The sequence below is a fragment of the Plantactinospora sp. ZYX-F-223 genome, from assembly GCF_039649625.1.
Lineage (GTDB): Bacteria > Actinomycetota > Actinomycetes > Mycobacteriales > Micromonosporaceae > Plantactinospora.
Genome location: NZ_JBDJAV010000059.1, coordinates 22,755 through 49,346, shown reverse-complemented (window position 1 = coordinate 49,346; position 26,592 = coordinate 22,755). Strand labels below are relative to the sequence as shown.

Sequence of the window (26,592 nt, the reverse complement as noted above, 5' to 3'; positions counted from 1 at the left end):
AGGCCAGGTCTTTCTCGGCACGGAGACGTACAACGTCCGGCGGCTGGTCCGCGCACCAAGCCAGAGCCGCGAGCGGCCGGCCGTCAGAGTCCACAGTTAGGCCGGTGATGGCTTTGATCTCGGGTGTGCAGGAGGTCAGTCCGGTCAGAAGCAGCAGGGCGGTGGTCAACGAAGCGGTGGTCAACGAAGCGGTGGTCCGCTGCGCGGTCGTCGGCGCTTGAACGGCCATGCTCCGACGGTCACAGGATTGTGTTGATCTACGACCACGGTCCGGTCTCGGGTCTATGACGGCTTCCGGCTGGGTGGCGCGCATTCCTTGGGGCTGCCGGCGTGCCAGGCTCCGGGGAGCCCGCTCACAACGAGCGGGCTCCCGAAACGGTTTGGCCCGGCCCCGACCGTTCAACTGCAACGGCGCGGACGCGCGGAGCGCGGCATGAGGGCTCTTCGAAGTTAAGCGGGGTCGAGGTGTCCGCGGTGGTGGCGGTGCGGGTGCGTAGCCGTTGGTTCTCGGGTTGCGGAAGCCGTAGGCGTCGCGGGCGAGGGTCTTGATCACGCGGTTGGTGCCTTCGGAGCCGGCGTTGGTGATGCCGGTGGTCAGGAACGTGTGGATGTGTGGCCACCAGGTCTCGATGGTGGTGGCGAGCCGGTGGAGTTCGGGCAGGTCGGTAGCGGCGCAGCGGGTGTAGAAGCGGTGCAGGAGCCGGTGGATGTGTTCCCGGTCGGGTTGGGTGCGGGCGGTCGCGAGGAGGTCGAGCAGGTCCTCTTTCGCGTTCCACGCGGCAAGGATCGGGGCGCCGATCGTGGTGGGCAGGGTTTCGAGGGTGTCGACCAGGCGGTCGACGTGCTTGCCGGGCATGCGGGCGGCCGAGCGGGTCAGCCGGTTGCGCATCCGCCATTCGGGATCGGTGCCGCGTCCGCGGCGTCCGCGCCGGGTCAGGGTCATGCGGCGGCGGACCTCGGTGACGGCCCGGTTGGCCAGTTGCACGATGTGGAAGTGGTCGACCACCAGCAGCGAGTGTGGCAGCACCTGGCGGATGGCGGCCTTGAAGACGGTGCACATGTCGATCGCGACGGCTCGGACCTGGTCGCGCCAGGCGGGTGGGCGATCGGTCAGCCAGCCGGTGACCGTGGCGGTGGTGCGGCCTTCGACCTGGGCGAGCAGGCCTTGCCCGCCGGACAGATCCACGAAGCCGACGTGCCACCGGTCGGCGGTGGTGGTCCACGAACCGGCCTGCTCGTCCCAGGTCCAGCGCGGCTTGCCCCGTCGGATCTCGTCGATGCCCAACACTGTGACCGGTTCCGGCTCGGCTGGCAGCACCCTGGCCGCGTGGGCGGTGAACGCGTCGGCGACGACCGGCCATGAGATGCCGTGGTCGCGGGCGGCCTGCACGATCGTGCAGCCGGCGTCGGCGACCGCGGCCCCGGCCGCCTGCCGCAACCGGGTGGTCAGGCGGGACCGAGCAGGTACCTGAGCGACCTGTTCGGTGAACGACCTGCGCGGGCAGGCGATCGTCGGGCAGTACCAGCATCTTTTGCGCCAGCGCAGCCGTACCGGCCGGCCACCCACCGGCAGGTCCCGCGGCCGGGTCGTGGCCCACTGCTTCACCCGGACTGCCCGTTGCCCGCACTGCGGGCAACATCGCGCCTGCCCATCGCCGGTGAGCAGACTCACCACCGGCACGCCCTCGGCGTCCAACTCGACCCGCTCCACCACCAGGCCGTCCAGCCCCAGCAGCCGGGTCGTATCGTTGACCATGCTCGCAGCTCTTCACTTGTGACCATCCGAACTCGACACTCAGATGATCACCGATGAGCTGCGAGCCCAACACACTCGGGTCAGCTCAACCACGAACCCCGCTCAAGTTCGAAGAGCCGCCATGCCACACAGACATCCACGAATAGATCAAACAACTCCGGTGGGGGGCGCGGAAGCGCCCCCCACGCCCGTTCCCGGCCCTGTTCGGGCCACCCGATGCTCCATGCCTCACCGCGCGCCAGCCTTCGCGAGCGCAGGCCGGGGAGTACCGTGAGGGCACTCCATGATCACGTAGGCGACCTCACCCGCCCCCGGCCCGGAACGCCCGACGCTCGACCGGCAGACTGATCATGGAGAGGAACGGCTCCCGGCAGTAGAGGTCAATCACCGGTGCCGGGGTCACCATCGGCGTCTCAGCGTTGTCGCGATCGCAGCACGTGACCACGAGGCGGATTCGGCTGCCTTTGGGGAAGAGCTTGGAGGTCGGATGCAGGTCGAAGCGAAGGACCGCCGGTCGACCGTTCAACGGCGCCACGCTTGCCTGGGTGCCGGGATGATACGGCAGGCCCATGAACGCGTGCGGCGAAGGCTCCTCAGCCCGATGTGAAGCCCGCAGGACGCCTTCCGTCACATAGTGCGGCTGACCGAGAGCGTCGACTTCTTCAAGGTAGACGAAGAAGTCACCATCGTCATGGGTGGAGCTTACGACCAGCGTCACGACGGGATGCCCCGTCACGGTCATGTCCACCGGCAAGGGCGGCGTGGTGTACAGCAGGCCGGGACGGTCCAGTGGGATGTCGTAGCCGAACCGTTCGTCACCGAATCCGTAGGTCAGATAGCCGTTTGCCCATCGGCTGCGACGGCCAGACGTCGTGGAGTAGTCCACCGCGTACCGGTCACTCGGCGCCGCGTCGACAGCAGGTGACGAACTGAGCGCACCGCCCCGCATCCCGGCCGGAGCCGCGTGGAGGTAGAGGACGTACGGCACGACATCCGGAAGCGGCCAATGCGTCGCCGTCCGCCAGTCGCCGCGCGGCCGCCCAATGGTGGCATAGCGGATCGCAGGACCATCCATCAGACCGTGGTCCACTCCCCGCAGCCAGTGGTCGAACCAACGAATGTGTTCGTCCGCAAGATCGATCCCGCTGCGATCGTTGTGACACCAGGCCCCGACGATGATGCGCTGCGGATTCGACAGATTGGTGAACCAGGTCAACGCGTCACGTACCCACATGTCGTACCAACCGGAGAGGTGACAGATCGCAATCCCGGACCGGCTTATCCGCTCGGCGAAGCGGGCCGGACTGAGTTCCTCGAAGAGCCGGACTCCGCTGTCCTCATCCACCGAGTCGCGGAACGGCAGCGCGCTGCTCTGCGACAGGATCCCCCGAGCCGGCCGTGCGTCCTCCGACCTCGCCCGGTTCTGCAACTCATCGACCATCTCGTTCCAGCGCCGCGCGAAGTCATGCCGGAAGACGCCTCCGGGATAGAGAAAGGCGTACGCGTCGTGCATGGCCATCTGTGGGAATATGGCTTTCAGATGTGGCGGCGCGACGCTGGCGGCGAGCAGTTGCACGACGGCCGAGTACGAGTCACCGAACATGCCGACGTTGCCGTCGCAGAAGCTCTGCTCCGCCAACCACTCCGTGACGTCATAGGTGTCCAGAAGCTCGGCGGGACCGAACTCCAACGCACGCTCACCGGTCGAGTCACCGGTCCCGCGGGCATCCACGGATGCGATCACATAGCCGGCCGCAATCACTCGGCGGAGCCAGGGATGGGTGTCCAGACGCGACTCCTGGTCGGGCCGACCCGGCCGGCCGTACCGCTCCAGACACCAGAGGACCGGGAGTGCCCCAGTCACTGTCACGCCCTCACGTCGAGGTCGAAACAGATCAAGCGCCAGCAGCGTGCCGTCACGTACCGGTATGTGTCGCGTGGTGTGCTCGACACCGTCGCTCTCCAGCAGGAACGCGATGATTGCCGCCCGGTTCTCTCGGACGCGGTCCAGCAGTTCACCGACCAGGACGCCGGGCGGGCCCGAGTACCGCAGCTTTCCCTGCTCCACCCGTATTTCCACCCCGAGCGAGCGCAACTGCAGCAGCAGTCGTACGACGGTCATATCTCTCCGTCTTCCCGTTCACCCTCCGCCATGTCCGCGACGAGCGTGCGCTGGCTCCAAAGGAAGAGTTCGATCTCATGTGCCATGCCGGCGACAGTCGGCGCCATGAAGAGGAGACGCAGCGGAAGGTCGGGGTGAACCGACTCCCGCAGATTTCGCACGATCGCGGCGACCTGCGCCGAATTGGCGCCGAGATCGAAAAGGTTCTCGTTCAGGCCGACGGCGTCTGCTTCCAGCACGCTGGCCAACGCGGCGAGAACGGTCTCCTCGATCGCGCTCTTGCCCGGCCCGGCGGTCTCCACACCGCCGGGTAGATCGTGGCTGGCAGCGTCTTCGTTGTGGATCACCGGTGCTCCCCCTGTCGGTTCTCGTGAATCGTGCTTACCCGGAAGGCATCACGTGGTTCCCCGGCCATCGAGGAATCGGGCGAGGTCAGCCACCGTGGGATTGGCGAAGAACTCCGCCAGCGTGACTTTCCCGACGGACCGTTCGAGACGGTGCACTATTCGCAGTGCGAGCAGCGAATCCCCGCCGAGATCGAAGACATTCGCGGTCACGTCCATCTCGGAACGGCCGAGTTCAGCGCCCCAGGCCCGCGCAATCTGATCCTCGGTGCTGGTGTACGTGCCGCTCTCCCGGCCCTGGAGGATGATCGGCGGATCGTCGTCGCGGCTCACCGCGGCCGCCGTGGACGGTCCTTGACGCATCGCGCCGATCCGGCGCCCCACTCGGGACGGCATCCGGACTGGTGCGCGCCGCAGCAGGGTGCGCAGCGCCTGCGTCTCAACCGCGGCGAGCGCACCATAGTTGATCTCGCCAACAATCACCCGCGCCGGCGCCGCGCGCAGGATGCGGTCAAGGCTGGCGACCGCATCAGCGATGGTGATGGACCGGAAGAAGCCCCGATCCCGCTCCACGCCGAAGGCGTCCGCCATGCCGGTTCCGATCCAGTCCGTCCAGTTGATGGTGACCGTCCGGCGTCCCTGGGCGTTGCGGAACTCGGCGAACGCGTCCTGGAACATGTTGGCGGCGGTGTAGTCGGACTGTCCTGCCGCCCCAAACAGCGCCGTCGTGGAGCTGAACAGAACCATGATCTCCGGCGGATGGTCGCGAGTCAGGACATCGAGAATGACCGAGCCGTCTACCTTGGGCGCCAGCGTACGGCGGAAGACCTCCGCATCCTTACGGAGCACGAAACCGTCGCCAGCGATGCCGGCGGCGTGGACGACCGCACCGATACGACCGAACTCCCCGAGCACCGCCGCGAGTGCGACCCGCATGTCATCCACACGGTCGACGTGGGCGGCGTAGGTCCGCACGACCGCGCCGACGGCCTCCAACTCCCGGATGACCGCCATCTGGCGGCGCTGCCGGTCGGTGTGGGCGGCCTCCGGATCGTCCCATGTGGCCCGGTCCGGCAAGCCGCTCCTGCTCAGTAGGGCCAGGCGCACCCCGGGCACGGAACGCGCGAGATATCGGGCCATCTCCAAGCCCAGACCACCGAGACCACCGGTGATCAACCAAGCTCCGTCCGAGCCAACCGGCAGGTGTCCATCCCCGGCGAGGTCCTGCTCGACAAGCTCGGCCAGGTAGCGCCGCCCGTCACGATAGGCCGCCATCGTCGGCTGATCCGCGCCCCAGGACAGTTCACCGAGCCACGCCTCAGGAGGCGTCGCGGCATCGACGTCCACCCACCCGCACCTCACGTTGTCGTGCTCGTGGCCGATCACCTTCGCCAGGCCGGCCGCGGCCGCGGCCGCCGGCGACGTCGGTTGCTCGTCAGCCCGCACCTGGTGGACGGAACTGGAGACAACGGTGAGTCGAATCGGCCGGCTCCCCCGCACAGCAAGCGCTTTCGCGAGATGGAAGAGGCTGACGACGCCGGCATCGATCGGCGCCAGTTGCTCGGCCACATCCGGAGCCGGACGGAAGGGTGCGCCCGGCGTGGCGAAGATGATGTCTGTGGGTTCGCCGGCCGCCAACATGTCCTCGTACTCGGCGGCCGACCCGACCGGGGCCGCCTGCGTGAACGTCTCGGCGAGATCCCTCATGCACGTCACTGTCCCCGCCGGTAGTACGTCGGGCAGAGTGATCAGCAGAACACGTCCCAGACGGCCGACCGGTGGCGTGTCATCGGCTCGCACCCAGCGCACCGAGTGGTGTGCCGACTCGCCGCGAAGCTCATTCACCGTCTGCTTGGGGCTGCGCACCCGTTTGACGGTGAAGCCCTTGATGTCCAGCACGGCGGTGTCGGACGTGTCGAATACGACAATGTCGAATCGACGTATCTCGCCATTGCGCTCCGTCCCCGGGCACGGTCGTACGTAGCTCCACGCATCCGGCGGCAACGCGCGATGAAGCTCCATCCGCTCGTATCCCAGGGGCAGAAAGAGGTCCTGATCAGACCGGATTTCGTCCGGGTCCGCATCGGGGCTCAGGAGCGCCCAGCGGGTGAAGCCCGTCGCCAGATCGAGCAGCGCCGGGTGCAGGACGAGCTCAGCGCACTCGGCGCGGTACTCCTCCGGCAGTGCGAGCTGGCCGACTGCCTGGCGATCGCCCACATTCGCCCAGGTGAGGCTCCGCTTCCACCGGCCGCCGAAGTTCATGACCGGATGCTCCGCCTGCATACGACCAACATCGACACGGGCAAGGTCGCACTCGGCCAGCACCGCCTGGACCCGTTGGGCTGGTGCCGGCCGCACCGCACCCCATCCGACACAGCCACGGGCATGCAGGGTCCAGTCGTCCGGTCCTTCGTCGGAATTCTTGCTGACCACGGAGAACCCGAGCGTGTCAACGTCCAGCCGGCGGATGATGGTGTGCGCCTCACGCACTTCACCATCGCGGACCAGCAGAGGGACCAGGAATTCCACGTCCCGGATCAGCGTCACCGGCCGACCCAGATAGTCCGCCGCGGCAGAGCGTGCGATTTCGAGGTAGGTAGTGCCGGGCACGATCGCCTCGCCGAGCATCCGATGCTCGGCGAGGACCCAGTGCCGGTCCAGGGCGAATTCTGTGGCGTACACGGCCTGATCCATGGTCCGCACGAGCACCCGGTCCAGCAGCGGATGCGGTCCGGCCGTCGCCACTTCACGCGCCGGTTGCGGGGTTCCGGGCTCCAGCCAGTACCGTTGCCGCTCGAACGGATAGGTCGGCAGGCCCACACGATGGCGCTGCTCACCGGCGTAGTACGCCGTCCAGTCCACCGTTTGCCCGCCGCTCCAGAGCTGACCGAGCGCTCGCTGGGTCGACTCGGTCGCACCGATCCCGTCGTGCCGGCCCGGGAGACTCGCGATGTGCCGAACCGCGGAGCGTGCGGCACGCCGGGCGATGGTCATGAGCGATCGGCCTGGACCGATCTGAAGAAGCAACGGGTCGTCGTTGCCCATGAGGGTCACGACTCCGGCGCCGAAATCGGCGGTGCCGGTCAGGTGGGCCTGCCAGAAGTCGCCACGGCCGGCTTGACCTTCGACGACCCGCATTCCCGTGACACCTGACACCCATGGAATATCGGACGTTCCCACGGCATGCCCGGCGGCCGCCGAAGCGAACCTTTGCACCGCCTCATCGGCCACTCCCACTGGCGGTAGACCGGGATTCTTCACGCGACGGTGACGAAGACGCGCCGTATTGAGCCGACGAACGACCGCCGCGATGGTCTCGGCCGTCCCGCCGACGACACACTCGTCCGCGCCGTGCCGAGCGAGCACCCGCGCTCCATCGGCGAGCAACGGGGCCACGACATCCACGCCCGCGTCGACGGAGAGCGCGACAGACGCTGGTGCCTGCCGCAGCAACGTCGCCCGCAGCCCGACCAACCCTGCCGCGACGGCAGGCTCGAACGCCCCGACCACGCTGCCGGCGACCAGATCACCAATGCCATAACTGAGCACCGCCGCCGGCTCGACGCCCCATGATCGCCAGAGCTGCGCCATGGCGTACTGCACGGCGAACAGCGCGATGTCGGCGGCTGCCGAGCGTTGCTCCCCGGCGCCGGCCACGCCTTCGCCGCTGATCAACTGGCGTGCCTCAGCCGCGTCTGTTTCCGGAACACCACGAAGACACGCTTCCACATGGTTCCGGAAGACCGACTCGCTGTGGAACAGCTCGTCGGCCACGCCCGGGTCCTGCTGGTCGGCGAGCCCGCACAAGAAGGCCACAGACGCCTTCGGCTGCTGCTCCCTCGACAGCAGGAACACGGGATCGCGGGCCTGCAGGGTATGGACCGCGGACTGGCTGTCGTCCGTCACGAGGACCCGCCGATGCGGGAAGTCTCGCCGTCCCAGAGCCAATGTGTATGCCACATCGGCGAGCGGGAGCGGCTCATCGCGAAGCCGCTCGGCGAGCCGGTCCGTCATGTGCTCGAGCGCTCCGGGTGACCGGGCGGAGAGCACCAGCAGCTGTGACGCACGGCCGGTGGGACAGACCGCTGTATCCGGCGCCTCCTGGAGGATCACATGGGCGTTGGTTCCGCCGAAGCCGAAGGCGCTGACGCCGGCTCTGCGCGGTACAGCCGTTCGCATCCAGGTGGCGGCTTCCGCCTGCACGCGGAACGGGCTGCCCGCGAAGTCGATGTCGGCGTTGGGCCCTGTGTAGTGCAGGGTCGGCGGAAGCTCTTCGTGCTTCAGGGCCAGGACCGTCTTGATGAGTCCGGCGATTCCGGCCGCCACATCGAGGTGCCCGATGTTGGACTTCACGGAGCCGATCCCGCAGAACTGACGACGCTCGGTCGTCTGCCGATATGCCTCGGTCAGGGCCTTCACCTCGATCGCGTCACCGATCCGGGTTCCACTGCCATGCGCCTCGACGTAGCTGATGGTTGACGCCTCGACGCCGGCACTCACCAGGGCGTCGAGGATCACGGATGTCTGACCCGCGATGCCGGGAGCCGAGAAGCTGGCCTTCGCCGCGCCGTCGTTGTTCACGGCCGAGCCGCGGATCACGGCGTAGACGGTGTCGCGATCGGCCAGCGCGTCCGCCAATCTCTTGAGCACCACCACGCCGATACCGTTGTTGAAGATCGTTCCCTGCGCCTGGATGTCGAAGGGCCGGCAGCGGCCGTCCGGAGACAGGATCCCCTCGCTCTGGTACGCATAGCCCACACCGGGCGGAACCTTGAAGGCGACACCGCCACCGAGCGCGATATCGCACTCGAAGTTCAACAGGCTCTGGCAGGCGAGGTGCACAGCAACCAGCGAACTGGAGCAGGCGGTCTGCACCGGGTAACTCGGGCCCGTCAGATCCAGCTTGTACGAGACCCGGGTGGTGAGGTATCCCAACTCGTTTCCGATACCCACGTGCGCGTTGCGGATCGAGGCCCCATTGTCGAGGTTACTGAACACATTGGCCAGGTAGGCGCTGGTGGTCGCCGCTCCGAAGACGCCGACGCTGTCCAGGTTGGCGGGGTCGTAGCCAGAGTGCTCCAATGCCTCCCAGCAGCTCTCCAAGAACCATCGATGCTGCGGATCCATGATCTCGGCTTCACGACGCGAGTAGCCGAAGAAGTCGGCGTCGAACAGGTCGATGCCCTCCGAACGCGCGCCCGCCCGCACATAGTTCCGCCGGCGGTACTCCTGCGGCGGGACACCAGCGGCCGCCAGCGTCGCCTCGTCGAACCGCGCCACCGTCTCCACGCCGTTGCGCAGGTTCTTCCAGTACTGCTCGATATTCGAGGCACCCGGGAAACGGCCCACAAGCCCGATGATCGCGATGTCGCCGTCGTCGGCGCCGTCCGACTGCCGCGGACCCTGGTCTGGTTGCAGTGGCGCAATCGGCGCCGGTGGGACGCTCACGCCGGTGTTCCGGATCATCATGTTCATCTCACTTCGGCTGATCATCCTTGAAGGTCGGGGCGGTCACCAGTTCAGCGCGGCGAGGCGGCAGCTGATGTCGGCAAGGAGCGCCGCTTCCTGCGGCACGAGATAGAAGTGGTCCCCCGGGAAGACCCGGTGGTCGAAGACGTCCCGGGTCGCCGCCGCCCACATTCGGGTCTCGGCCTCGGTGCAATCGGGATCCGTGTCACCCACGTATGCCACGAGCGGGCAGCTGACCGCCGCCAGGGTTGGGGTGTAGTTCGCGCGAAGGCGGTAGTCGGCGAAGAGCATCGGCAGCACGAGCGCCCGCATCTCGGGATCGGCGAGCATCGCCCGGTCCGCCCCACCGAGTCGTTCGATCTCAACAAGCAGCGCCTCTTCCGTCACGACCGCCGGCTGCGGCGGGCGACCGCGCCCCGGCGCCCGTCCCGCCGAGACGAACAGCGTGGACGCTGTCCGGTCATACCGGTTCTCCAGCAGGAGCGCCAGCTCGTGTCCGATGGACGCGCCCACACTGTGGCCGAAGATGGCAAACGGACCCGGGATCTGCGGCGCGAGCGCCTCCGCCAGTTGTTCGACCAGCCGCTCCATGTCGTCGATAGGCGGCTCGGCGAGGCGGTCCTGCCGTCCGGGGTACTTCACCGCCAGCAATTCCGTGCCTGACGGCAGTTGACCAGCCCATCCGCGGTAGACGGTGGCTCCTGAGCCCGCGTTGGGCAGGCACACGAACCGTAACCGAGGCTTGCCGGCGGACGGGTAACGTCTGAACCAATTGCTTGTCCCAGCCGCCGGCTGTCCACCGACTGTCATCGTTGCGGCACCCCTTCTCGCCTCGTAGCGTCGTCACGCCAAGCCGTCAACGGTCTGCTTGCCTGGCTCGAAGGCTCAGCGGACGCATGTCCGTCCAGACAAGTTCGACATGAGCCAGACACTCCGCCTCACTGCCGTGCACGCCGACGTCCGTCCAGCCACTCGGCAGCGGCCTGCCCACCGGCCAGATCGAGTACTGCTCCTCGTCGTTGCGCACCACCGCGTATGCGGTCGCATCATCGCTGTCGCTCACGCGCCGATCCTCCGATCTCGCTTTCCGATATTCACCGGACGGCTGCGCCGTTGCCCGCCGTGACAGCGGAACGCACCCGCGCCGGCCACCGTGCTGGATCCGTCCCGTACTGGCAAATGAACGCGTATGCCATGCGCTCGATACCGAACCCGACGCACCCCGTGCTGGCCGCGCTGCCATCACCGTGCCGGATGTCGAAGGTGTCGCTGAAGAACGTGTTGTGGAAGTTGAAAGAACCGACCGCGACCGTCCTGTCCGCGCTCACATTCATGCGGAGTTCGTATTTGAGTTCCAGGAGGCGCTGTGAAAGAATCCTGCCCGATGTGACCCCGTTGCGGAAAAAGGGGTCGTTCGCCACTTCGCAGACGCCCATCAACCCCAATTCGGACACCTCCGCGAACACGAGGTCCATGATTCGCTGACGCGACTGCAAGACATCGTCGCGGGATCCGATGAACACGATCTCACGAATGGTGAAGTCCCACAGTCGCTCGAGCGTGTTCGCATATCTGGACTCATGCCGGAAAGACTTGCCGCGGGCTGTGACGACTCGACTCTCGTCCGGTGCGAGCCGCTGTCCCTGGAGCTGATTGAAAGTATGGAAGCACATCGTCGGCGGAAGACAGTAGTCGACGTTGTCACAGTCCGCCAAGATGGACCTGTCCGCGCTGCGCCCGTCCCTGAATCGGCTCGCGACGGTTCGATACACGTCGGTGTCCTCGTGAAGCCGGGTCACGAACATGAGGAAGTGCGGGAATGACTCGAAATAGCCGCACCTGGAGACCACGTCTGTCGAGATGAGCGTGGGATATCTATACTCCACGGCTCCGAACTCTCGGACAACGAGATCCCGGAGGAGGCTGTCCAGGTATCCCATCAGCGACAGCATCGGTTCGCCGACCCCGACCTGCCCCACGCCGAGCCGCACGGCGGCGCCCATCGAAACCAACTGCTCGAACGAATCCCCCGGAACGTCGCGATGCGCGGGTGACTCCCAGACGACTTTTCGCGGCGCCACGTTGCTCGCGTAGATCTCGTCGCCGAGCAGACGCACGACCCGGCCGAGGAGGCGATCCTCCTCGATCGGCTGGTCCGACGTCAGGGAGATCTCCACAACCTGCCCATCGCACACCACCAGGTTGAAGCCGGTGATTGTTGAGGATACGAAGAAGAGCATGCGCTCGATCTCCGGCGCGTAGCCGGCCGGCACCGGCAACGGAAGGCGCAACCGTGCATGGAACACTGGGCCACCTCCTCGTCAGACCTGTGGCGTGATCGGCACGTCCGGTGCACGACCACGCTCTTTCCGCACCACCAGGCGCGACATCGCCGCGACGGACCGGAAGTTCTTGAAGTCCAGATCGTCCGAACCGAGCGTCAGCCCGAATTCCTTCTCGACGAAAAGCACGAGTTGCATCGCGAACAGCGAGTTGACGAAACCGAGCGCGAACAGATCATCTTCATCTGCGATCTCGTACCCGCCGAAATGCGGCTGCACGAACCGCCTGATCCTCGCGTTGGCGTCAGCCTCCATGGTTATTCCTTCCGGGACGAGATGAGAGTGGACACACAAGGTGCGGGGCCGTCCTCGGCCCCGGCCACACCCGGCCCGCGCGACGCTCCATTCATGTCGTCGCGGAACGCAAGCCAGTCGCGCACGTGATGATCGTCGAATGCGGGCCCCTGCACGACCAGCTGTATCAGCGTGGTGCCCGCCTTCACCAGATCCCGGCCGACCTCGTCGGGCGTCTTGCGGAACACCCGCGCCGACCGCTCGATCTCGGACGGGTCCCGCCCCACCTCGACACACCAGTCATCCAGGAGCCGATGCTTCACCGCCAGCTCCTCGGGCGTGCCGAACCCATGCCAGATATCCGCGTAGACAGCCGCGAGCCGCAACGTCCGGCGAACCCCGTTGCCACCGATCAGGATAGGGATCCTGCGTTTCGGCAGGGGATTCAGGACGGCCAGCCTCCGCTGGATGCGGGGCAGCGACTCACCGAGGTCGTCCAGCCGGCTCGCGGCCGTGCCGAATTCATAGCCATACTCCAGGAAATCGCGCTCGTGCCAGCCCGACCCGATTCCGAGGATCAGACGACCATCGCTGATGTGGTCGATCGTGCGGGCCATGTCGGCCAGCAAATCGGGATTCCGATACGAGTTACATGTGACCAGCGGCCCGAACTCGACATGCGTGGTCGCCTCGGCCCACGCGCCGAGCATCGACCAACATTCGTAGTGCTCGCCCTCGCGCGGGCCGTACATCGGAAAGAAGTGGTCCCAGTTGAAGAGGATGTCGACGCCCAGCTCCTCGTAGTGAGCGACGGCACGCCGGATGTCGGCATAGCTACAATGCTGTGGCTGAATCTGTACCCCGACCCGGACCGGGCACGTCACGCCTGCTCGCGAATCCGCACTGTTCTTGACCGCGATCATTGCGCAAATGTTCCGTGAGTCGTCGAATAATCGTAGAAGCCCTCGCCCGACTTCCGACCCAACAGGCCGGCGTCGACCATCCTCTGCAACAGCGGGGCGGGCCGGAACTTGCTGTCGCGATAACTCTCGTACAGAACCTTGATCGAGTTGAGGATCGTATCGAGACCGATGAGGTCTGCAGTTTCCAGCGGGCCCATTCTGTGTCCGAAGCAACCCTTGAATATCCGGTCGACCTCCTGAGCGGATGCGACCTGGTCCTGGAGGCAGAAAGCCGCCTCGTTGATCGTGAGCATGAGTACCCGGTTGGTGACGAAACCGGGAAAGTCGCCCACGACGATCCCTTCCTTGCCCAGGCGGTCCAGGACGTTCATCGCCACCTCCAGCGACTCGTCGGAGGTGTGGTGCCCGCGCACCACCTCCACTGTGCGTATCAGCGGCACCGGATTCATGAAGTGGAGGCCGAGCACCCTTGCGGGTCGATTCGACGCCGAGGCGACCCGGGTGATCGGAATGGCGGAGGTGTTGACCGCGAAGATCACGTGTGGCAGGCAGATCTGGTCGATCGCCTCGTGCACGCTCCGCTTCACCTCCCAGTTCTCCGTGACGTTCTCCACCACGAAGTCGGCCTCGGCCAGGAGCGCCAGGTCCGTACCGGATTCGATGCTGTCGAGCAGCGTGGAGGAGTCGGATGATTCATTTCCGCCACGGAACATGTGCTTGAAACGACTCAGGTGCCGGATGTTCTCGCGCGCTTTCACCAGCTGCTCCTCGGCCGAGTCGACGAGGATGACTCGAAAGCCGTGCTGCGCGAAGTCCTGTGCTACACCCCGGCCGATGGTGCCGGCGCCGACGACGCCTACGGTACGGATTTCCACTGACAACCAACTCCGATATGACTCGTCGCTGACATCCCGGACAGGCGGCGACCGCAGGGGCCTATCTGCCGCGCAGGGCCATGCGCTGTTGCTGATGCTGGCGGCGCCGTTGCATGCGCTCTCTGCGGTCGTCCATCGTGGCGCGCAGACCGACTCCGCCGTGCTCGTCATCTCCGCCCACGAGATGAGCAAGATGGTTGACGGTGAGTCCTTCGTAGAGACGCGCCACCGTCAGCCGCGATCCGAGTTCACGGTTGATCGCCGCGATGACCTGGATCGCGATCAGCGAGTTGCCACCCAGATCGAAGAAGCTGTCCTCAATTCCCACCTGTTCGAAGCCGAGCGACTCCTGCCACACCGCGCACATGCGCCGCTGGACCTCCGTCGCGGGCGGCACGTACGAACTCCCCATCGAGGGCCGAGGGCGGGCCAGTCCAGCCGGCTTGAGGCCGGACAGCGCGTCGCCGTCGGCGGTCAGCCGAAACGCGGAGGCGAACACCGCCGAGAGGTCCACCGGCGAGACGACGACCTGCGGCGTCAGCGGGGCGGCAAGGAGGCGGTCCAACGCCTCCAGTCCCTCCGTGGGCGACATGCCGCGCACCGCCAGGTCCCGGCGGCGTACTTCCTCCAGACCGCGCGGTACCTCCGTGGAGACCGCCATGCCGACCTCACGCCATGGACCCCAGTCGATCGCCATCACCGGTTGCCGGCCCGCTCGAACATGGGCGAACGCGTCAAGGAAGGCGTTTGCGGCCACGTAGTCCACCTGCCCGAAGTCACCGAGGTTCGCGGCGTTCGATCCGAACAGGAGTAGGAAGTCGAGATGATGTGTCGCGAGCACCCGCTCCAGGACCATGGTGCCCTCGACCTTGGGGCGCAACACGGCCCGGGCCGCCGCCGTGTCCCTGACCTGCATCAAGCCGCCTCCGGCGACTCCGGCAGCATGGAAGACGCCGTTGATGACCCCCCAGCGCCGTGTGCCTTCGCCGACGGCTCGACCCATCGCCTCGGCGTCGCATACGTCGGCCTGGACCACGAGCAGTTCGGCGCCCATGCTTTCGAGCCGGCAAAGGGTGCGCACCGCCGAGGCGACACGGTCGGTCACCGGGTCGCGTCCCAGCCAACCATGCCATTCGGCGGCCGGCGGCAGCGCGGTACGGGACGTCAGGATGATCCTGCACCGCATGCGTGCGAGGCGCTCGGCGATCGCCAGGCCCAGCCCGCCAAGACCTCCAGTGATGAGGTACACGCCCCCCTCGCGCAGGGCCGTGGCACCATCGGCGGCCGGTGCCAGCGATCGTCGGGCGAACTCCTGCCGCCACCGGCGCCGTCCCCGGTAGGCCACCGGAATCGCGGACGGCTCCCCCGTCACCTCGGTCAGCAGATTGTCCACCAGCCGACCGTCCGCCAGATCGTCGAGCACGACGTCCACGTTCGTGCAACTCAGACCCGGATACTCGCGGGGGATCACCCGGCTGGGCCCGAGCAGAGTGGCCTTCTCCGGCTGTAGCCGTTCCTGATCCGTCACGCTGAAGAGGCCATTGCTGAGCACCCACATTCGACGCGTCACGCCATCCTGATGCTCGCCGATGGCGCGGGCCAGGTGAAAGAGGCTCTCGAACGCGAGCTCGGCCGCGTCGGGCTGCGCCGCCGGCGGCGCTTCGCCGGACGGGACCTCCGTGACGTTGAAGCAATGGACGATGTGCTCCGGGGACGCCCGGCCTCCCTCGCTCAACGCGGTGAGGAGTCTCTGGTAGTCAGCGCCGCTCGACGGATCGACGGCGAAGCTGGTGGCGTCCAGCTGCCGCCAAGCTTCGGCGGCGGCCACAGTGGTGACCGAGGCGCCCGAATCACAGAGTCGGGCGGCCAGCGCCTCGCCGAGACCCAGCCGGTCCAGGAACACGATCCAGCTTCCGTCGACCGTCGACGGCACCGACCGGCTCACCGACGACTCCTGCCAAGACGGGACATAGAACCAGTCCGCGATGTCGACCTGCCTGCTGGACGTCGTCTGAGACGCCCGGGCCGTCGCACCGTCGCCGGGTCGCAGCCAGAACCTGTCACGTTCGAACGGGTACGGCGGAAGCGACACTCGGCGGCGTCGTTCGTGCCGGTAGTAACCCGTCCAGTCCGGCTGTATGCCCGCGAGCCACATCTCGCCCAGCGTCCGCTGCATCCTCTGCAGGGCACCACGTCGATCGTTTCGGTGCGGCAGCGACGACGTGATCAGACGGGTGCTGCCATCCTTCAGGATCCGCCGCGCCAAGCCGCTCAGCGTCTGCCCGGGACCCACCTCCACCAGCAACCGATCGCCATCCTCGCCGAGCGTGCGGACCCCAGCGACAAACTCGACCGGCGCACACACATGTCGGCCCCAGTACATCGGGTCCTGCGCCTCCTCGCTGGAGATCCACGTGCCGCTGACGTTGGACACGAACGGCACCGTCGGGGCGGATCGCTGGACCCCGGCCACCGCCGCGATGAACTCGGGCACCATGGGCCGCATGAGCGCCGAATGGAATCCATGGGACGTGGCGACCGGCTGAGTCACCCAGCCGCAAGCGGTAGCGGTGTCCGCGAACGCCGCCACCGCCGCGTGTGAACCGGCGATCACGCAAGCCGTGTCGCCGTTGTGTGCCGCGAGCGACAGGTCGTCCGGAAGGCAGGACGCCAATTCGGTCCGGTCGGCAAGGACGCTGAGCATCGCACCGCCGGGCTGCGCCTGCATGAGCCGGCCCCGCAAGGCGACCAGAGCCAGCGCGTCGGCCAACGAGAAGACTCCGGCCAGGCATGCCGCGACGTACTCGCCGAGGCTGTGGCCGAGCAGCGCGCTGGGCACGACACCCCACGAGCGCCACAACTCGGCAAGCGCGTACTCGACCGTGAACAGCGCCGGCTGGGCGAATTCTGTGCGGCGAAGCCGATCCGCCGCAGCGACATCGTCGGGGGCTGCGAACATTGTGGGCCGCAGATCCAGACCGACATGTGACCGTAGTGTCTCGACGCAGGCGTCGACGGCGGAACGGAACACTGGTTCGTTTCGGTAGATGTCGACCGCCATACCCGGGAACTGGGCGCCCTGACCGCTGAAGAGGAAGGCAACGTCCGGGCGTTCGCGTGTCGTCGATCGGCTGGCCACGCGGGCCGGTTCACGGCTCTCCAGCAGCGCCGCAGCCGACTGCACATCGTCGGCTACCACGATGCGCCGGAAGGCGAAACAGTGCCGTCCCTGGGCGAGGGTGAAGGCGACGTCCTCCAGCGGCTGAGCATACCGGCGCAACCGATCGGCCAGGTTGTCGGTGAGGGTTTCGAGCGCCTCCCAGCTGCGGGCGGACAGTACGAGGAGTTGAGACGGTCGCCTCGATGCCTCGGCCGCGGATACCGGACCTTCCTCGAGGACCACGTGCGCGTTCGCCCCGCCGAAGCCGAAGGCGCTCACGGCAGCCTTGCGCGGGACGTCGGCACGGGGCCAGCGGGACAGTTCCCGTTGCACCCGGAACGGCGAACCGTCGAGCTCGACAGCCGGGTTCGCCCGGTTGAAGTTCGCGGTAGGTGGAATCGCCTCGTGGTGAAGCGCAAGAACGACCTTGATGAGGCTCGCGATCCCCGCCGCGGCGTCGAGATGACCGACGTTCGCCTTCAGCGAGCCGATCGCGCAGTAGCCCACGAGGTCTGTGTGCCGCCGGTAGGCCATGGTGAGCGCGCGCAGCTCGATCGGATCCCCGAGCACCGTTCCCGTGCCGTGGGTCTCGACGTACCCGATCGACTGCGCGGCAACGCCGGCCCGCTCGAGCGCACGGGTGATGACCTCGGCCTGGCCCCGCACACCCGGCGCCGTGAAGCCGACCTTCACGGCGCCGTCGTTGTTCACCGCCGAGCCTTTGACGACCGCGTAGATGGTGTCGCCGTCGTTCATGGCGTCGGTGAACCGCTTGAGCACCACCAGGCCGACGCCGCTGCCAAAGACGGTCCCGCCGGCGTCGGCGTCGAACGGACGGCAGCGTCCGTCGGGCGACATGAAACCGCCATCCTGGTACAGATAGCCGCGGTCCTGTGCCAGATTGACGAAGGATCCACCGGCGAGCACCATGTCGCTGTCGCCATCCAGCAGGCTCTGGCAACCGAGGTGCACGGCCGCCAGCGACGTGGAGCAGGCCGTACGCAACGAGATGCTGGGGCCGCGAAGGTCCATCTTGTACGACACCCGCGAGGCCAGGAACCCAATTTCGTTGCCGAGCAGAATCTGCGTCTGGCCAACCGCGTCGACCACCTCCGGGTTGGAATAGACGTGATGCAGGTAGCCGTTGCTCCCCGTTCCGCCGAAGACGCCGATGCGTCCGTCGTAACGGCTCGGGTCGTATCCCGCCTGTTCCAGTGCCTCCCAGGCGGTCTCGAGGAAGATGCGTTGCTGAGGGTCCATGATCTCGGCCTCGCGCGGTGTGTAGCCGAAGAAGCCGGCGTCGAACTTGTCGACGTCACGCACCCGCGCGCCGACACGGACGTAGTCGGCCTGGCCGAACTCCTCGGGCGACACGCCTGCCGAGATCAGCTCCTCTTCGCTGAGGACGTCGATGGACACGATGCCGTCGCGCAGGTTCGCCCAGAACTCCTCGACGCTGCGCGCGCCGGGGAATCGACCGGCCATGCCGATGATCGCCACGTCCGTGCCGGTGATGCCGTGGTTCGGGATCACGGTCTACCTCCCAGTTCTTCGAGGAGACGGGCAAGGGTCCGCACCGAAGGTCCTTCGTAGACGATTGTCAGCGGCACCGCGACGCCCAGCTCGTCGCGGAGTCTGTGGACGACCTGAAGTCCCAGGAGCGAACTGCCACCGAGTTCGAAGAAGCTGTCGTGGACGCCCACCATGTCCACCCCGAGCAGGTCCTGCCAGACTCCGGCGATGCGTCGTTCCATCTCGGATGTCGGCTCCACATAGGCATTGCGGAGATTGGGGCGGGCATGCCCGCCTGGCCTGGCCGCCGATCGGAGCACGGGCTCGGTCCACAGACGGGCCCGTTCGTCGAGGTCAGTAGTGGAGACGATCACCTGGCGGGGCGGCACGGCGGTCAGGAGCCGTTCGAAGACCCGGCGCCCCTCGCGTTGGTCCACGGCCATCTCCTGGATCGCCCCGCCGACACCCCCTGCGGGTTCGTCGGCATCGGGGAACCTCCACGCCTCCCAGTTCAGGCTGGTCCAGGAGACATTGCGGCCCTCGGGTCGCCTCGCGAGGGCGTCCATGAACGCGTTCGCCGCCGCATAGGCGGCGAAGCCGAGACCTCCCAACAGCGACGCCACGGAGGAGAACAGGAACGCGAAGTCGAGGGGCTGGCCGGAGAGGGCCCGGTCCAGCGCGAGAGTGCCGTGCACCTTCGGTCCGAAATGCCAGTCGCACGCCTCCGGCGTCAGGTCCGCGATGACGCGGTGGGCCCGCGCCCCGGTCGACCCGGCGCAATGGAGTACGCCGTTGATGGGACCCATCTGTTGCTGAACGGTTGTCACCATCTCCCGCATCCGGGTCTCGTCAGCGACGTCCGCCCGGAGGATCAGCACCTCGGCACCGAGCGCTTCGAGTTCGCGGACCGCTTGGATGCGGCGTGTGTCATCGGGCGAGAGGTCGAGCCTTCTCCACTCCTCGCGCGGCGGCAGCCCGGTCCGCCCGACCAGGACGAGTCGCCCTTGAACCGACTCAGCCAACGCCCGGGCGAGGACGAGGCCGATCTTTCCCAGGCCGCCGGTGATGAGGTAGACCCCTCTGGGACGCAGCAGCGACGGGCCGTTGCCGTCGTAGGAGGCCGGCACGTACACCGGCCGCCAGGCGTGGCGGCCGCGAATCGCCGTGACCCCGGAGGCCGGTGGGCCGGCGAGATGGTCCAGGAGCTGATCGACGCGGGCTTCGGGTGCCGACGCAAGGTCGAACAGATGACAGGTCGAGCCCGGGTACTCCTGCGCGATCACCTTGCACACCCCTTGAAGCGTGGCGTTGACTGCGCACACCTCCTCGTCCCCCAACACGGCATAGACCCCGGTTGACACCACGTCCCACCGTTGCCGGCCGGTCATCAGCTCGGGCCCGTATGCCTGCGCCCACCGCACGAGGCTCTGGAAACCACGACCCAGCAACCGATCGACTTGCGCACGGTCCACGGCCGGCGGCACCCCATCGGCCGTCCAGCAGTGCAGGACACGCTCCGGGCTGAAACCCGTCTCCCGCAGATGGGCGGCGAGACGTTCGTAGTGGCTCGCATCGGCCGGATCCACCAGGTACGAACTGGAACTCTTCCGCTCCCAGGCCGTACCCGCGGTCACGGTCACAACCTCGGCGCCGAGGTCCCGCAACGTGTCGACCAGACGCGAGCCAAAGCCACCGCCAATGAAGGCCAGCCAGCGTTTCCCGGCCAGTTCGCCCTCTGTGTCCCGTGGACGATCCGGAAGCCGTTGCCAGGACTCGGTCGCGAACCACGTCGTCAGATCGGCTCGCCGGCCAGCCGCCGTTCCGCCACCGCCGGGTGTACCGGAAGTCCGGTCCAACCAGAACCGCCGCCGCTCAAACGGATAGGTCGGCAGCGGTATGCGCCGGCGCCCCGCGCGGTGGGTCTGCTCCCATGCGATGGGCACCCCGGCAAGCCACAGCTGCCCCACCGTACGCAGAAGGTGGCCGCGGTCGGACTCCCCGGTGAGTCCGCCGTGCATCGACGACACGGCGAGCCGATCGGCGGCCTCCCTGGCGCCCGGATGCTGCAAAGCCGAACCCATCAGCGTCCGACCGGGTCCCACCTCGACCAGCACGGGGTCGGGCAGCCTCCACAACTCGCCGGCGCCATCGGCGAAGCGGACGGTCCCGAGCATGTGCTGGGCCCAGTACTCCGGGTCGGTGGCTTGCTCGTCGGTGATCCAGGTACCGGTCATGTTGGAGATGAAACGCGTTGACGGTGCGCTGAGCCGCACCCCGCGCAATGCCTGGCGGTACGGATCGACCGCCGGCTCGGCGAGATGGGAGTGGAAGGCGTACCGCGTGAGCAGGCGGCGGCAGGCAATGCCGGCAGCCTTGAGGTCCGCCTCGATCGCCGCGATGCCGGAGGCGACACCGGACAGCACGCACATGCGCGGACCGTTCACCGCGGCGAGCTGCACCTCATCGTTCACCAGCGCCCGGGCCTCCTGCTCGCCAAGCGGAACGGCGAGCATGACGCCTTCGGGAAGCCGCTCGATCCGCTCGGCGCGCTCGACGACCAGGCGCAGACCGTCTTCGAGCGAGAACACCCCGGCCACGCAGGCGGCCACGTACTCACCGAGGCTGTGACCGATCATGGCGGCGGGTCGCACTCCCCACGCCCCCCACAACTGCACGAGGGCGTATTCGACGGCGAACAACGCCGGGTACCCGTACAGCGGGCGGTAGAGGTGATGATCCGGTACCTGCGGCTGCTGTAGCAGCGTCCTGAAGTCGGGTGCGCCCGCCGGCCGCGATGGTGGGGTGGCGTCGTCGAACATGACGTCACGGAGGTCCCGGTCGAGCCGATCCGCCACGATCGCGGCGCACCCGTCGATGGCGTCGCGGAACACCGGTTCCTGCTCGTACAGCTCCCGGCCCATCTGTGGGTACTGGTCGCCGAATCCGGTGAAGAGGAAGGCGACCTGACGACGCGCCGTCCCGGTGGTGACGGCGGAGAGCAAACGGCCGTCGACACGGGCGTCCAGCGCTGCCCGTCCATCCGAGGCCGTCGCGCAGACCAGGACACGCCGGTATGGAAACGGTCGCCGCCCGGTCTGCAGGGTGAACGCGATGTCGGCCAGGGGCACGTCGGGGTGGCGGCGTAGATAATCGCTCAGCCGGTCGCTGGCGCAATCCAGTGCCGGCTCGCTGCGTGCGGAGACCACCAGGAGCTGTTCCCGATCGTCCCGTGCGGATGTCGGTCGTTCGGGGGCCTGCTCCAACACGACGTGCGCGTTGGTGCCACCAAGACCGAACGAGCTCACGCCCGCCCGGCGCGGCCCTGGCGTGGCCGGCCAGGGCATCAGCTCCGTGTTGATGTAGAACGGGCTGTCGTCCAGGTGAATGCGCGGGTTGGGCCGTTCATAGTGCAGCATCGGCGGGATCTGTCCATGCTCCACCGACAGAACCGTCTTGATCAATCCGGCGATCCCGGCGGCGGCGTCGAGGTGCCCGATGTTCGGCTTGACGGAGCCGAGTGCGCAGTACCGTCTCTGCCCGCCGTCTGCCCTGTATGCCGTGGTCAGCGCCGCGAACTCGATGGGGTCACCCAAAATCGTCGCGGTGCCGTGCGCCTCGACGTACTGCACGGTGACCGGGTCCACATCAGCGTTGGCGAGCGCTGTCGTAATCGCCATCGCCTGGCCGTCGGCCCGGGGAGCGGTGAACCCGGCACGCAGCGCACCGTCGTTGGTGACCGCTGAGCCCTTGATGACCGCATGGATGTGATCACCGTCGAGCATCGCATCGTGCAGCCGCTTCAGGACCACCAGACCAACGCCGTCGCCACCGACGGTGCCCCGCGCCCGCGCGTCGAACGTCCGGCAGTATCCGTCCGGGGCGAAGGGGCCATCCTCCTGGTAGAGATAGCCGCGCTCCTTCAGGACATCCACCGCGACTCCACCGGCCAGGGCGATGTCACACTGATAGCCCAGTAGCCCCTGGCACGCCAGCGCCACGGCGACCAGTGACGACGAACAGGCGGATTGCACGTTGATGCTCGGGCCTTCAAGCCCCAGCTTGTACGACAGCCGGGTGGCGAGGAAGTCGTTGCTATTGCCGATTTTGACCTGGTTACTCCCGACCGCGGCAACCAGGTCACGGTGTCCAGCGATGTTGTTCAACAGGTAGGTACTCATGCCGCCACCCGCGTACACCCCGGCCAGGCCCTGGTATTGGGCCGGATCGCAGCCGGCGCTTTCGAGTGCCTCCCACGCGCACTCAAGGAGGATGCGGTGCTGCGGGTCCATGAGTTCCGCCTCACGCGGGGCGTAGCCGAAGAAGCCCGCGTCGAACAGATCGCTGTCCTCCAGCAGGAAGGCGGCCTTGACCAGCGCGGGATCCCGCAAGAGTTCCGAGCTGACGCCGGCAGCCATGAGTCGCTCGTCGTCCAGCCGCGTGACTGAGCAGACGCCGTTGCGCAGGTTGTGCCAGAACTGGTTGACGTCGGCGGCCCCCGGGAATCGAGCAGCGATTCCCACGATCGCGATGTCGAGGCTGTCCTCGTACGCCCGGGCTGCGGGCACTGGTGCCTCAGCCATCCTCGTCTCGCCCCGCTCTCAGTGCTCGCTGTCGCTGTCGCATGACCTCGGCCTGCCGGCGGCCGCGCTCCTGCCCGCGTCGCGACGCATCCGATCCAGCGGTCGCGTCGGCGAGGAAAGCGGCCTGTGTCTCGATCGTGGTGAAGTTGAAGAGTTCGGCCAGCGGGAACTGCCGGCCGAATGCCTCCTGGAGTTCCTGGTGCACCCGCACGAGCAGTAGCGAATGGCCACCCGCCTCGAAAAAGTTTTCGGTCACCCCGATGCCCTCGGCTCCGAGCAACCGCAGCCATATTCCCGAAACGATGTGTTCGGCGTCGGTGGCCAAGTCCCGGCGCGGACCGCGGGCCGGCCGGTTCACTCCAGGCGCCGGCAACGCCTGCCGGTCCACCTTGCCATGCGCGGAGAGTGGCAAGGCGCTGAGCACCACGTACGCCGACGGAACCATGTGGTGCGGCAATGCCTGCTGCATCGCGACCCGTACGGCTGCGACGTCGAGCGTGGCGGGGTCGACGGGCACGAGGTACGCGACCAACGACCTCGTACCACGCTCATCCTCACGAGCCGCGACAACGGCGTCGGCCACATCGGGATGCGTGGCGAGCCGGGTCGCCACGTCGCCCAACTCGACCCGGAACCCGCGGATCTTGACCTGCTCGTCCCGGCGGCCCAGATACTCGATCTCACCGCCCTCGAGCCGGCGCACGATGTCGCCCGTACGGTAGAGCCGATCTCCGGCAGGCCCGAACGGATTGGGCACGAACTGGCGGGCTGTGAGGCCGGCCCGGCCGTGATACCCGCGCGCTATGTTCGTGCCCGCCAGGTGCAGTTCACCGGGCACTCCGACCGGTACGAGATGCAGTTGCGGGTCGAGCACGTAGGCCTCGCTGCCCGGCAATGGGTTTCCCAGGGGCGTGACGCTGTAGTCGGAGGCCAGGTGTTCGAATACCGGAAACGTCGTCACGCCGACGGTGGCTTCCGTGGGGCCGTAGTGGTTGTACAGCCGGCAGTCGCCGCTGAGGGTCTGCAGCCGCCGTACCCAGCTCCAGTCGGACGCCTCGCCGCCGATGATCAATCGGCGTGCGGGGAGTAGATCGGCGAATCGGGGCGACTGCTGCAGGGCCCGGAGATGGGACGGCGCGATCTTCAGGCAGTCGATCCGATTGACCTGCACATAGTCGGCCAGCGCGGCGGCGTCGATCGCCGTCTCACGCCCGATGACGTGCACCGATCCGCCGGTGATCAGCGGCGGATAGAGCATTGTGAGACACGAGTCCACTGTCAGCGGCTGGACCATGGCGTAGCTCATCGGCTCGTCGAGCGCCAACCGCTCCACGATGGCGCGAACGTAGCTCGTCAGCTGCGAATGTTCGACGACGACGCCCTTCGGCGTACCGGTCGAACCGGAGGTGTACAGGATGTACGCCGCCTGTGCCGGTTCGATGGCGACGGTTGCCGCAGTCGCCGGACGGCAAACATCCGGTGCCTCCGGGTGCACACGCACGAGCTGGTACGTGCCGGCGTCGTGGTGGCCCTCGGGTGTGGTGATGACGACGCGCACGCGGGCGTCGCGGAAGATGGCCTGGACCCGCTCGTCGGGATCCGTCGGATCAACCGGCACGTAGACTCCGCCGGCCATGAGGACCGCCAGCAACGCCACCACGGTTTCCGGCAACCGGTCCAGCCGCAGACCGACGGCGACCTCCGGCCCGACGCCCATGTCCGTCAACCTGCCGGCGAGTTCACGGGCTCTGCGGTCGACTTGCGCGTACGTCAGCCGTCCGGACCGCCCCGCCACCGCGACGGCCTCCGGGTTCCGCCTGGCCTGGGCTTCGAAGAGCTGGTGGACGCCGCCCGGCTCGGCTGCCTCCGGACTCGGCCCCACGCTCCAGGATCGGAGCTGCCGCTCCTCGTCCGCAGTCAGCAGCGCAAGGTGGGCGACGGGCCTGTCCGGCTCATCGACCACCTCGGCCAGGAGCCTCAGGTAGTGGCCGACGAACCGCCGTATGGCGCCCTCGGTGAAGAGGTCGGTGTCGAACTCGACGTGTCCCTCCAGGTGGTCACCGGACTCGACCAGCTGCATGGTGAGATCACGCTTGGCGGTTCCGTTGTGCACCTTGACCTGCCGCATGCGCAAGGATTCCCACTGCCGTTCGGCGACGGCGGTGCGGTAGGCGAACATGATCTGAAAGAACGGCGCCATGCCGGCGCTGCGCGCCGGTTGCAGCTCCTCGACAAGCTTCTCGAACGGCACGTCCTGGTGGTCGTAGGCGTCGATCGCGACCCGCCGGACATCACGCAAGATGTCTCGGAAGCTGAGCGCTGCGTGGATCCGGGTCCGCAGCAGCAACGTGTTGACGAACAAACCTACGATCGACTCCAGCTGTGTCGATCGGCGACCGGCCACCGGCGTGCCGATCACGATGTCCTGGTGACCCGTGTACCGGTGCAGGAGAACACCGAAGACGGTGAGGGCGATCATGAACAGCGTCGCCTCTTCGCCGCCGCCCAGCCGGCGCAACCTGGCAACCAGCCTCGCCGGCACATCGAAGTTCACGACCGAGCCCCGGAACCGCGGCGCCGCCGGCCGGGTTCGGCCTATCGGAAGTTCCGTCGCGGCGCCGGCGCCGTCCAACGCCGATCGCCAGTAGCGTAGTTGCTCCTCCAGGTCCCCCTCGGCGTACCGCTTGCGCTGCCACGCGGCGACGTCGCTGTATTGCAGCACCGGGGGCGGGGGTGAGTACGGCAGTCCGGCGGACATCGTCCGGTACGCCTCGGTCACCTCGGACAGGAGCGTGTCCCACGACCAGGCATCGCCGACGATATGGTGCATGTTCAACACCAGCAGGTGATCGCGGTCCTCAACCCGGATGAGCGTGAGCCTGACCAATGGGCCCTGTCGCAGGTCGAACGGTCGCTCGATCTCGCGCTGCATCAGCGTTGCCGCCTCACCCTCGCGGCGCTCCGCGGGGAGTGACGTCAGGTCATGCAGGGTCAGCGTCCGGCCCCCACCGGATCCGACGCTCGGCGTCGGCTGGCCGTCCACCACGTCGTACGTGGTACGCATGACGGTGTGGCGCGCCACGACGGCGGCGAAGCACCGTTCGAGGACCTCGTGGTCGAGGTCGCCGGCCAGCCTGAGCACCGCGGGTAGGTTGTAGACCGCCGTGTCCGGAGCGAGCTGTTCGAAGAACCACATGCGCTCCTGCGCGAAGGAGAGCACCGCCGGTGAGCCGGCTGGTCGCGCGGGGACGGGGGCGACCGTACCGGGTGCGGTC

Annotated in this window: 13 protein-coding genes; all 13 read right to left on the bottom strand. The window is 67.4% G+C overall.

Features of this window, described 5'->3' with window-relative positions; translation table 11 throughout:
* Nucleotides 1-1,756 (bottom strand): ISL3 family transposase (locus tag AAH979_RS37275; RefSeq protein ID WP_346262842.1); only part of this gene is annotated, 1,756 nt, incomplete at its 3' end.
* Nucleotides 1,757-2,057: 301 nt separating this feature from the next.
* On the bottom strand, nucleotides 2,058-3,878 hold the full coding sequence (locus tag AAH979_RS37270) for a CocE/NonD family hydrolase (RefSeq protein WP_346262841.1): 1,821 nt from the start codon (nucleotides 3,876-3,878) through the stop codon (nucleotides 2,058-2,060).
* Nucleotides 3,875-4,225 carry an acyl carrier protein gene (locus tag AAH979_RS37265; protein ID WP_346262840.1) on the bottom strand — a complete coding sequence of 117 codons (351 nt, stop codon included), beginning with the start codon at nucleotides 4,223-4,225 and terminating at the stop codon, nucleotides 3,875-3,877. Before AAH979_RS37265 ends, AAH979_RS37270 begins: the two co-directional genes overlap by 4 nt.
* A gap of 48 nt (nucleotides 4,226-4,273) precedes the next feature.
* Nucleotides 4,274-9,697 (bottom strand): beta-ketoacyl synthase N-terminal-like domain-containing protein, encoded by a 5,424-nt coding sequence (locus AAH979_RS37260; RefSeq protein ID WP_346262839.1) that lies wholly within the window; start codon nucleotides 9,695-9,697, stop codon nucleotides 4,274-4,276.
* Between the two features lie 36 nt (nucleotides 9,698-9,733).
* Nucleotides 9,734-10,417, bottom strand: coding sequence for an alpha/beta fold hydrolase (locus tag AAH979_RS37255; protein ID WP_346262838.1), 684 nt, complete (start codon nucleotides 10,415-10,417; stop codon nucleotides 9,734-9,736).
* A gap of 130 nt (nucleotides 10,418-10,547) precedes the next feature.
* A complete protein-coding gene (locus tag AAH979_RS37250) occupies nucleotides 10,548-10,754 on the bottom strand; it encodes an MbtH family NRPS accessory protein (RefSeq protein WP_346262837.1) in 207 nt (68 codons plus the stop codon).
* Nucleotides 10,755-10,785: 31 nt separating this feature from the next.
* A complete protein-coding gene (locus AAH979_RS37245; protein ID WP_346262836.1) occupies nucleotides 10,786-11,997 on the bottom strand; it encodes a hypothetical protein in 1,212 nt (403 codons plus the stop codon).
* Nucleotides 11,998-12,012: 15 nt separating this feature from the next.
* Nucleotides 12,013-12,288 carry an acyl carrier protein gene (locus AAH979_RS37240; protein ID WP_346262835.1) on the bottom strand — a complete coding sequence of 92 codons (276 nt, stop codon included), beginning with the start codon at nucleotides 12,286-12,288 and terminating at the stop codon, nucleotides 12,013-12,015.
* Nucleotides 12,289-12,290: 2 nt separating this feature from the next.
* Nucleotides 12,291-13,190, bottom strand: a complete 900-nt coding sequence (locus tag AAH979_RS37235) for an LLM class F420-dependent oxidoreductase (protein WP_346262834.1) — start codon at nucleotides 13,188-13,190, stop codon at nucleotides 12,291-12,293.
* Nucleotides 13,187-14,065 carry a 3-hydroxyacyl-CoA dehydrogenase family protein gene (locus tag AAH979_RS37230; RefSeq protein ID WP_346262833.1) on the bottom strand — a complete coding sequence of 293 codons (879 nt, stop codon included), beginning with the start codon at nucleotides 14,063-14,065 and terminating at the stop codon, nucleotides 13,187-13,189. Before AAH979_RS37230 ends, AAH979_RS37235 begins: the two co-directional genes overlap by 4 nt.
* 61 nt (nucleotides 14,066-14,126) lie before the next feature.
* On the bottom strand, nucleotides 14,127-18,758 hold the full coding sequence (locus tag AAH979_RS37225; protein ID WP_346262832.1) for an SDR family NAD(P)-dependent oxidoreductase: 4,632 nt from the start codon (nucleotides 18,756-18,758) through the stop codon (nucleotides 14,127-14,129).
* Nucleotides 18,755-23,317, bottom strand: coding sequence for an SDR family NAD(P)-dependent oxidoreductase (locus tag AAH979_RS37220; RefSeq protein ID WP_346262831.1), 4,563 nt, complete (start codon nucleotides 23,315-23,317; stop codon nucleotides 18,755-18,757). Before AAH979_RS37220 ends, AAH979_RS37225 begins: the two co-directional genes overlap by 4 nt.
* Complete coding sequence (locus tag AAH979_RS37215; RefSeq protein WP_346262830.1) at nucleotides 23,310-26,537, bottom strand: amino acid adenylation domain-containing protein; 3,228 nt, start codon at nucleotides 26,535-26,537, stop codon at nucleotides 23,310-23,312. The genes AAH979_RS37220 and AAH979_RS37215 overlap by 8 nt, the downstream gene beginning before the upstream one ends.
* Nucleotides 26,538-26,592 lie beyond the last annotated feature (55 nt).

Coding starts and splice junctions, on each gene's coding strand:
- AAH979_RS37270 (WP_346262841.1), bottom strand. CDS start 3,878: ATGACCGTCGTACGACTGCTGCTGCAGTTGCGCTCGCTCGGGGTGGAA.
- AAH979_RS37260 (WP_346262839.1), bottom strand. CDS start 9,697: ATGAACATGATGATCCGGAACACCGGCGTGAGCGTCCCACCGGCGCCG.
- AAH979_RS37240 (WP_346262835.1), bottom strand. CDS start 12,288: ATGGAGGCTGACGCCAACGCGAGGATCAGGCGGTTCGTGCAGCCGCAT.
- AAH979_RS37235 (WP_346262834.1), bottom strand. CDS start 13,190: ATGATCGCGGTCAAGAACAGTGCGGATTCGCGAGCAGGCGTGACGTGC.
- AAH979_RS37220 (WP_346262831.1), bottom strand. CDS start 23,317: ATGGCTGAGGCACCAGTGCCCGCAGCCCGGGCGTACGAGGACAGCCTC.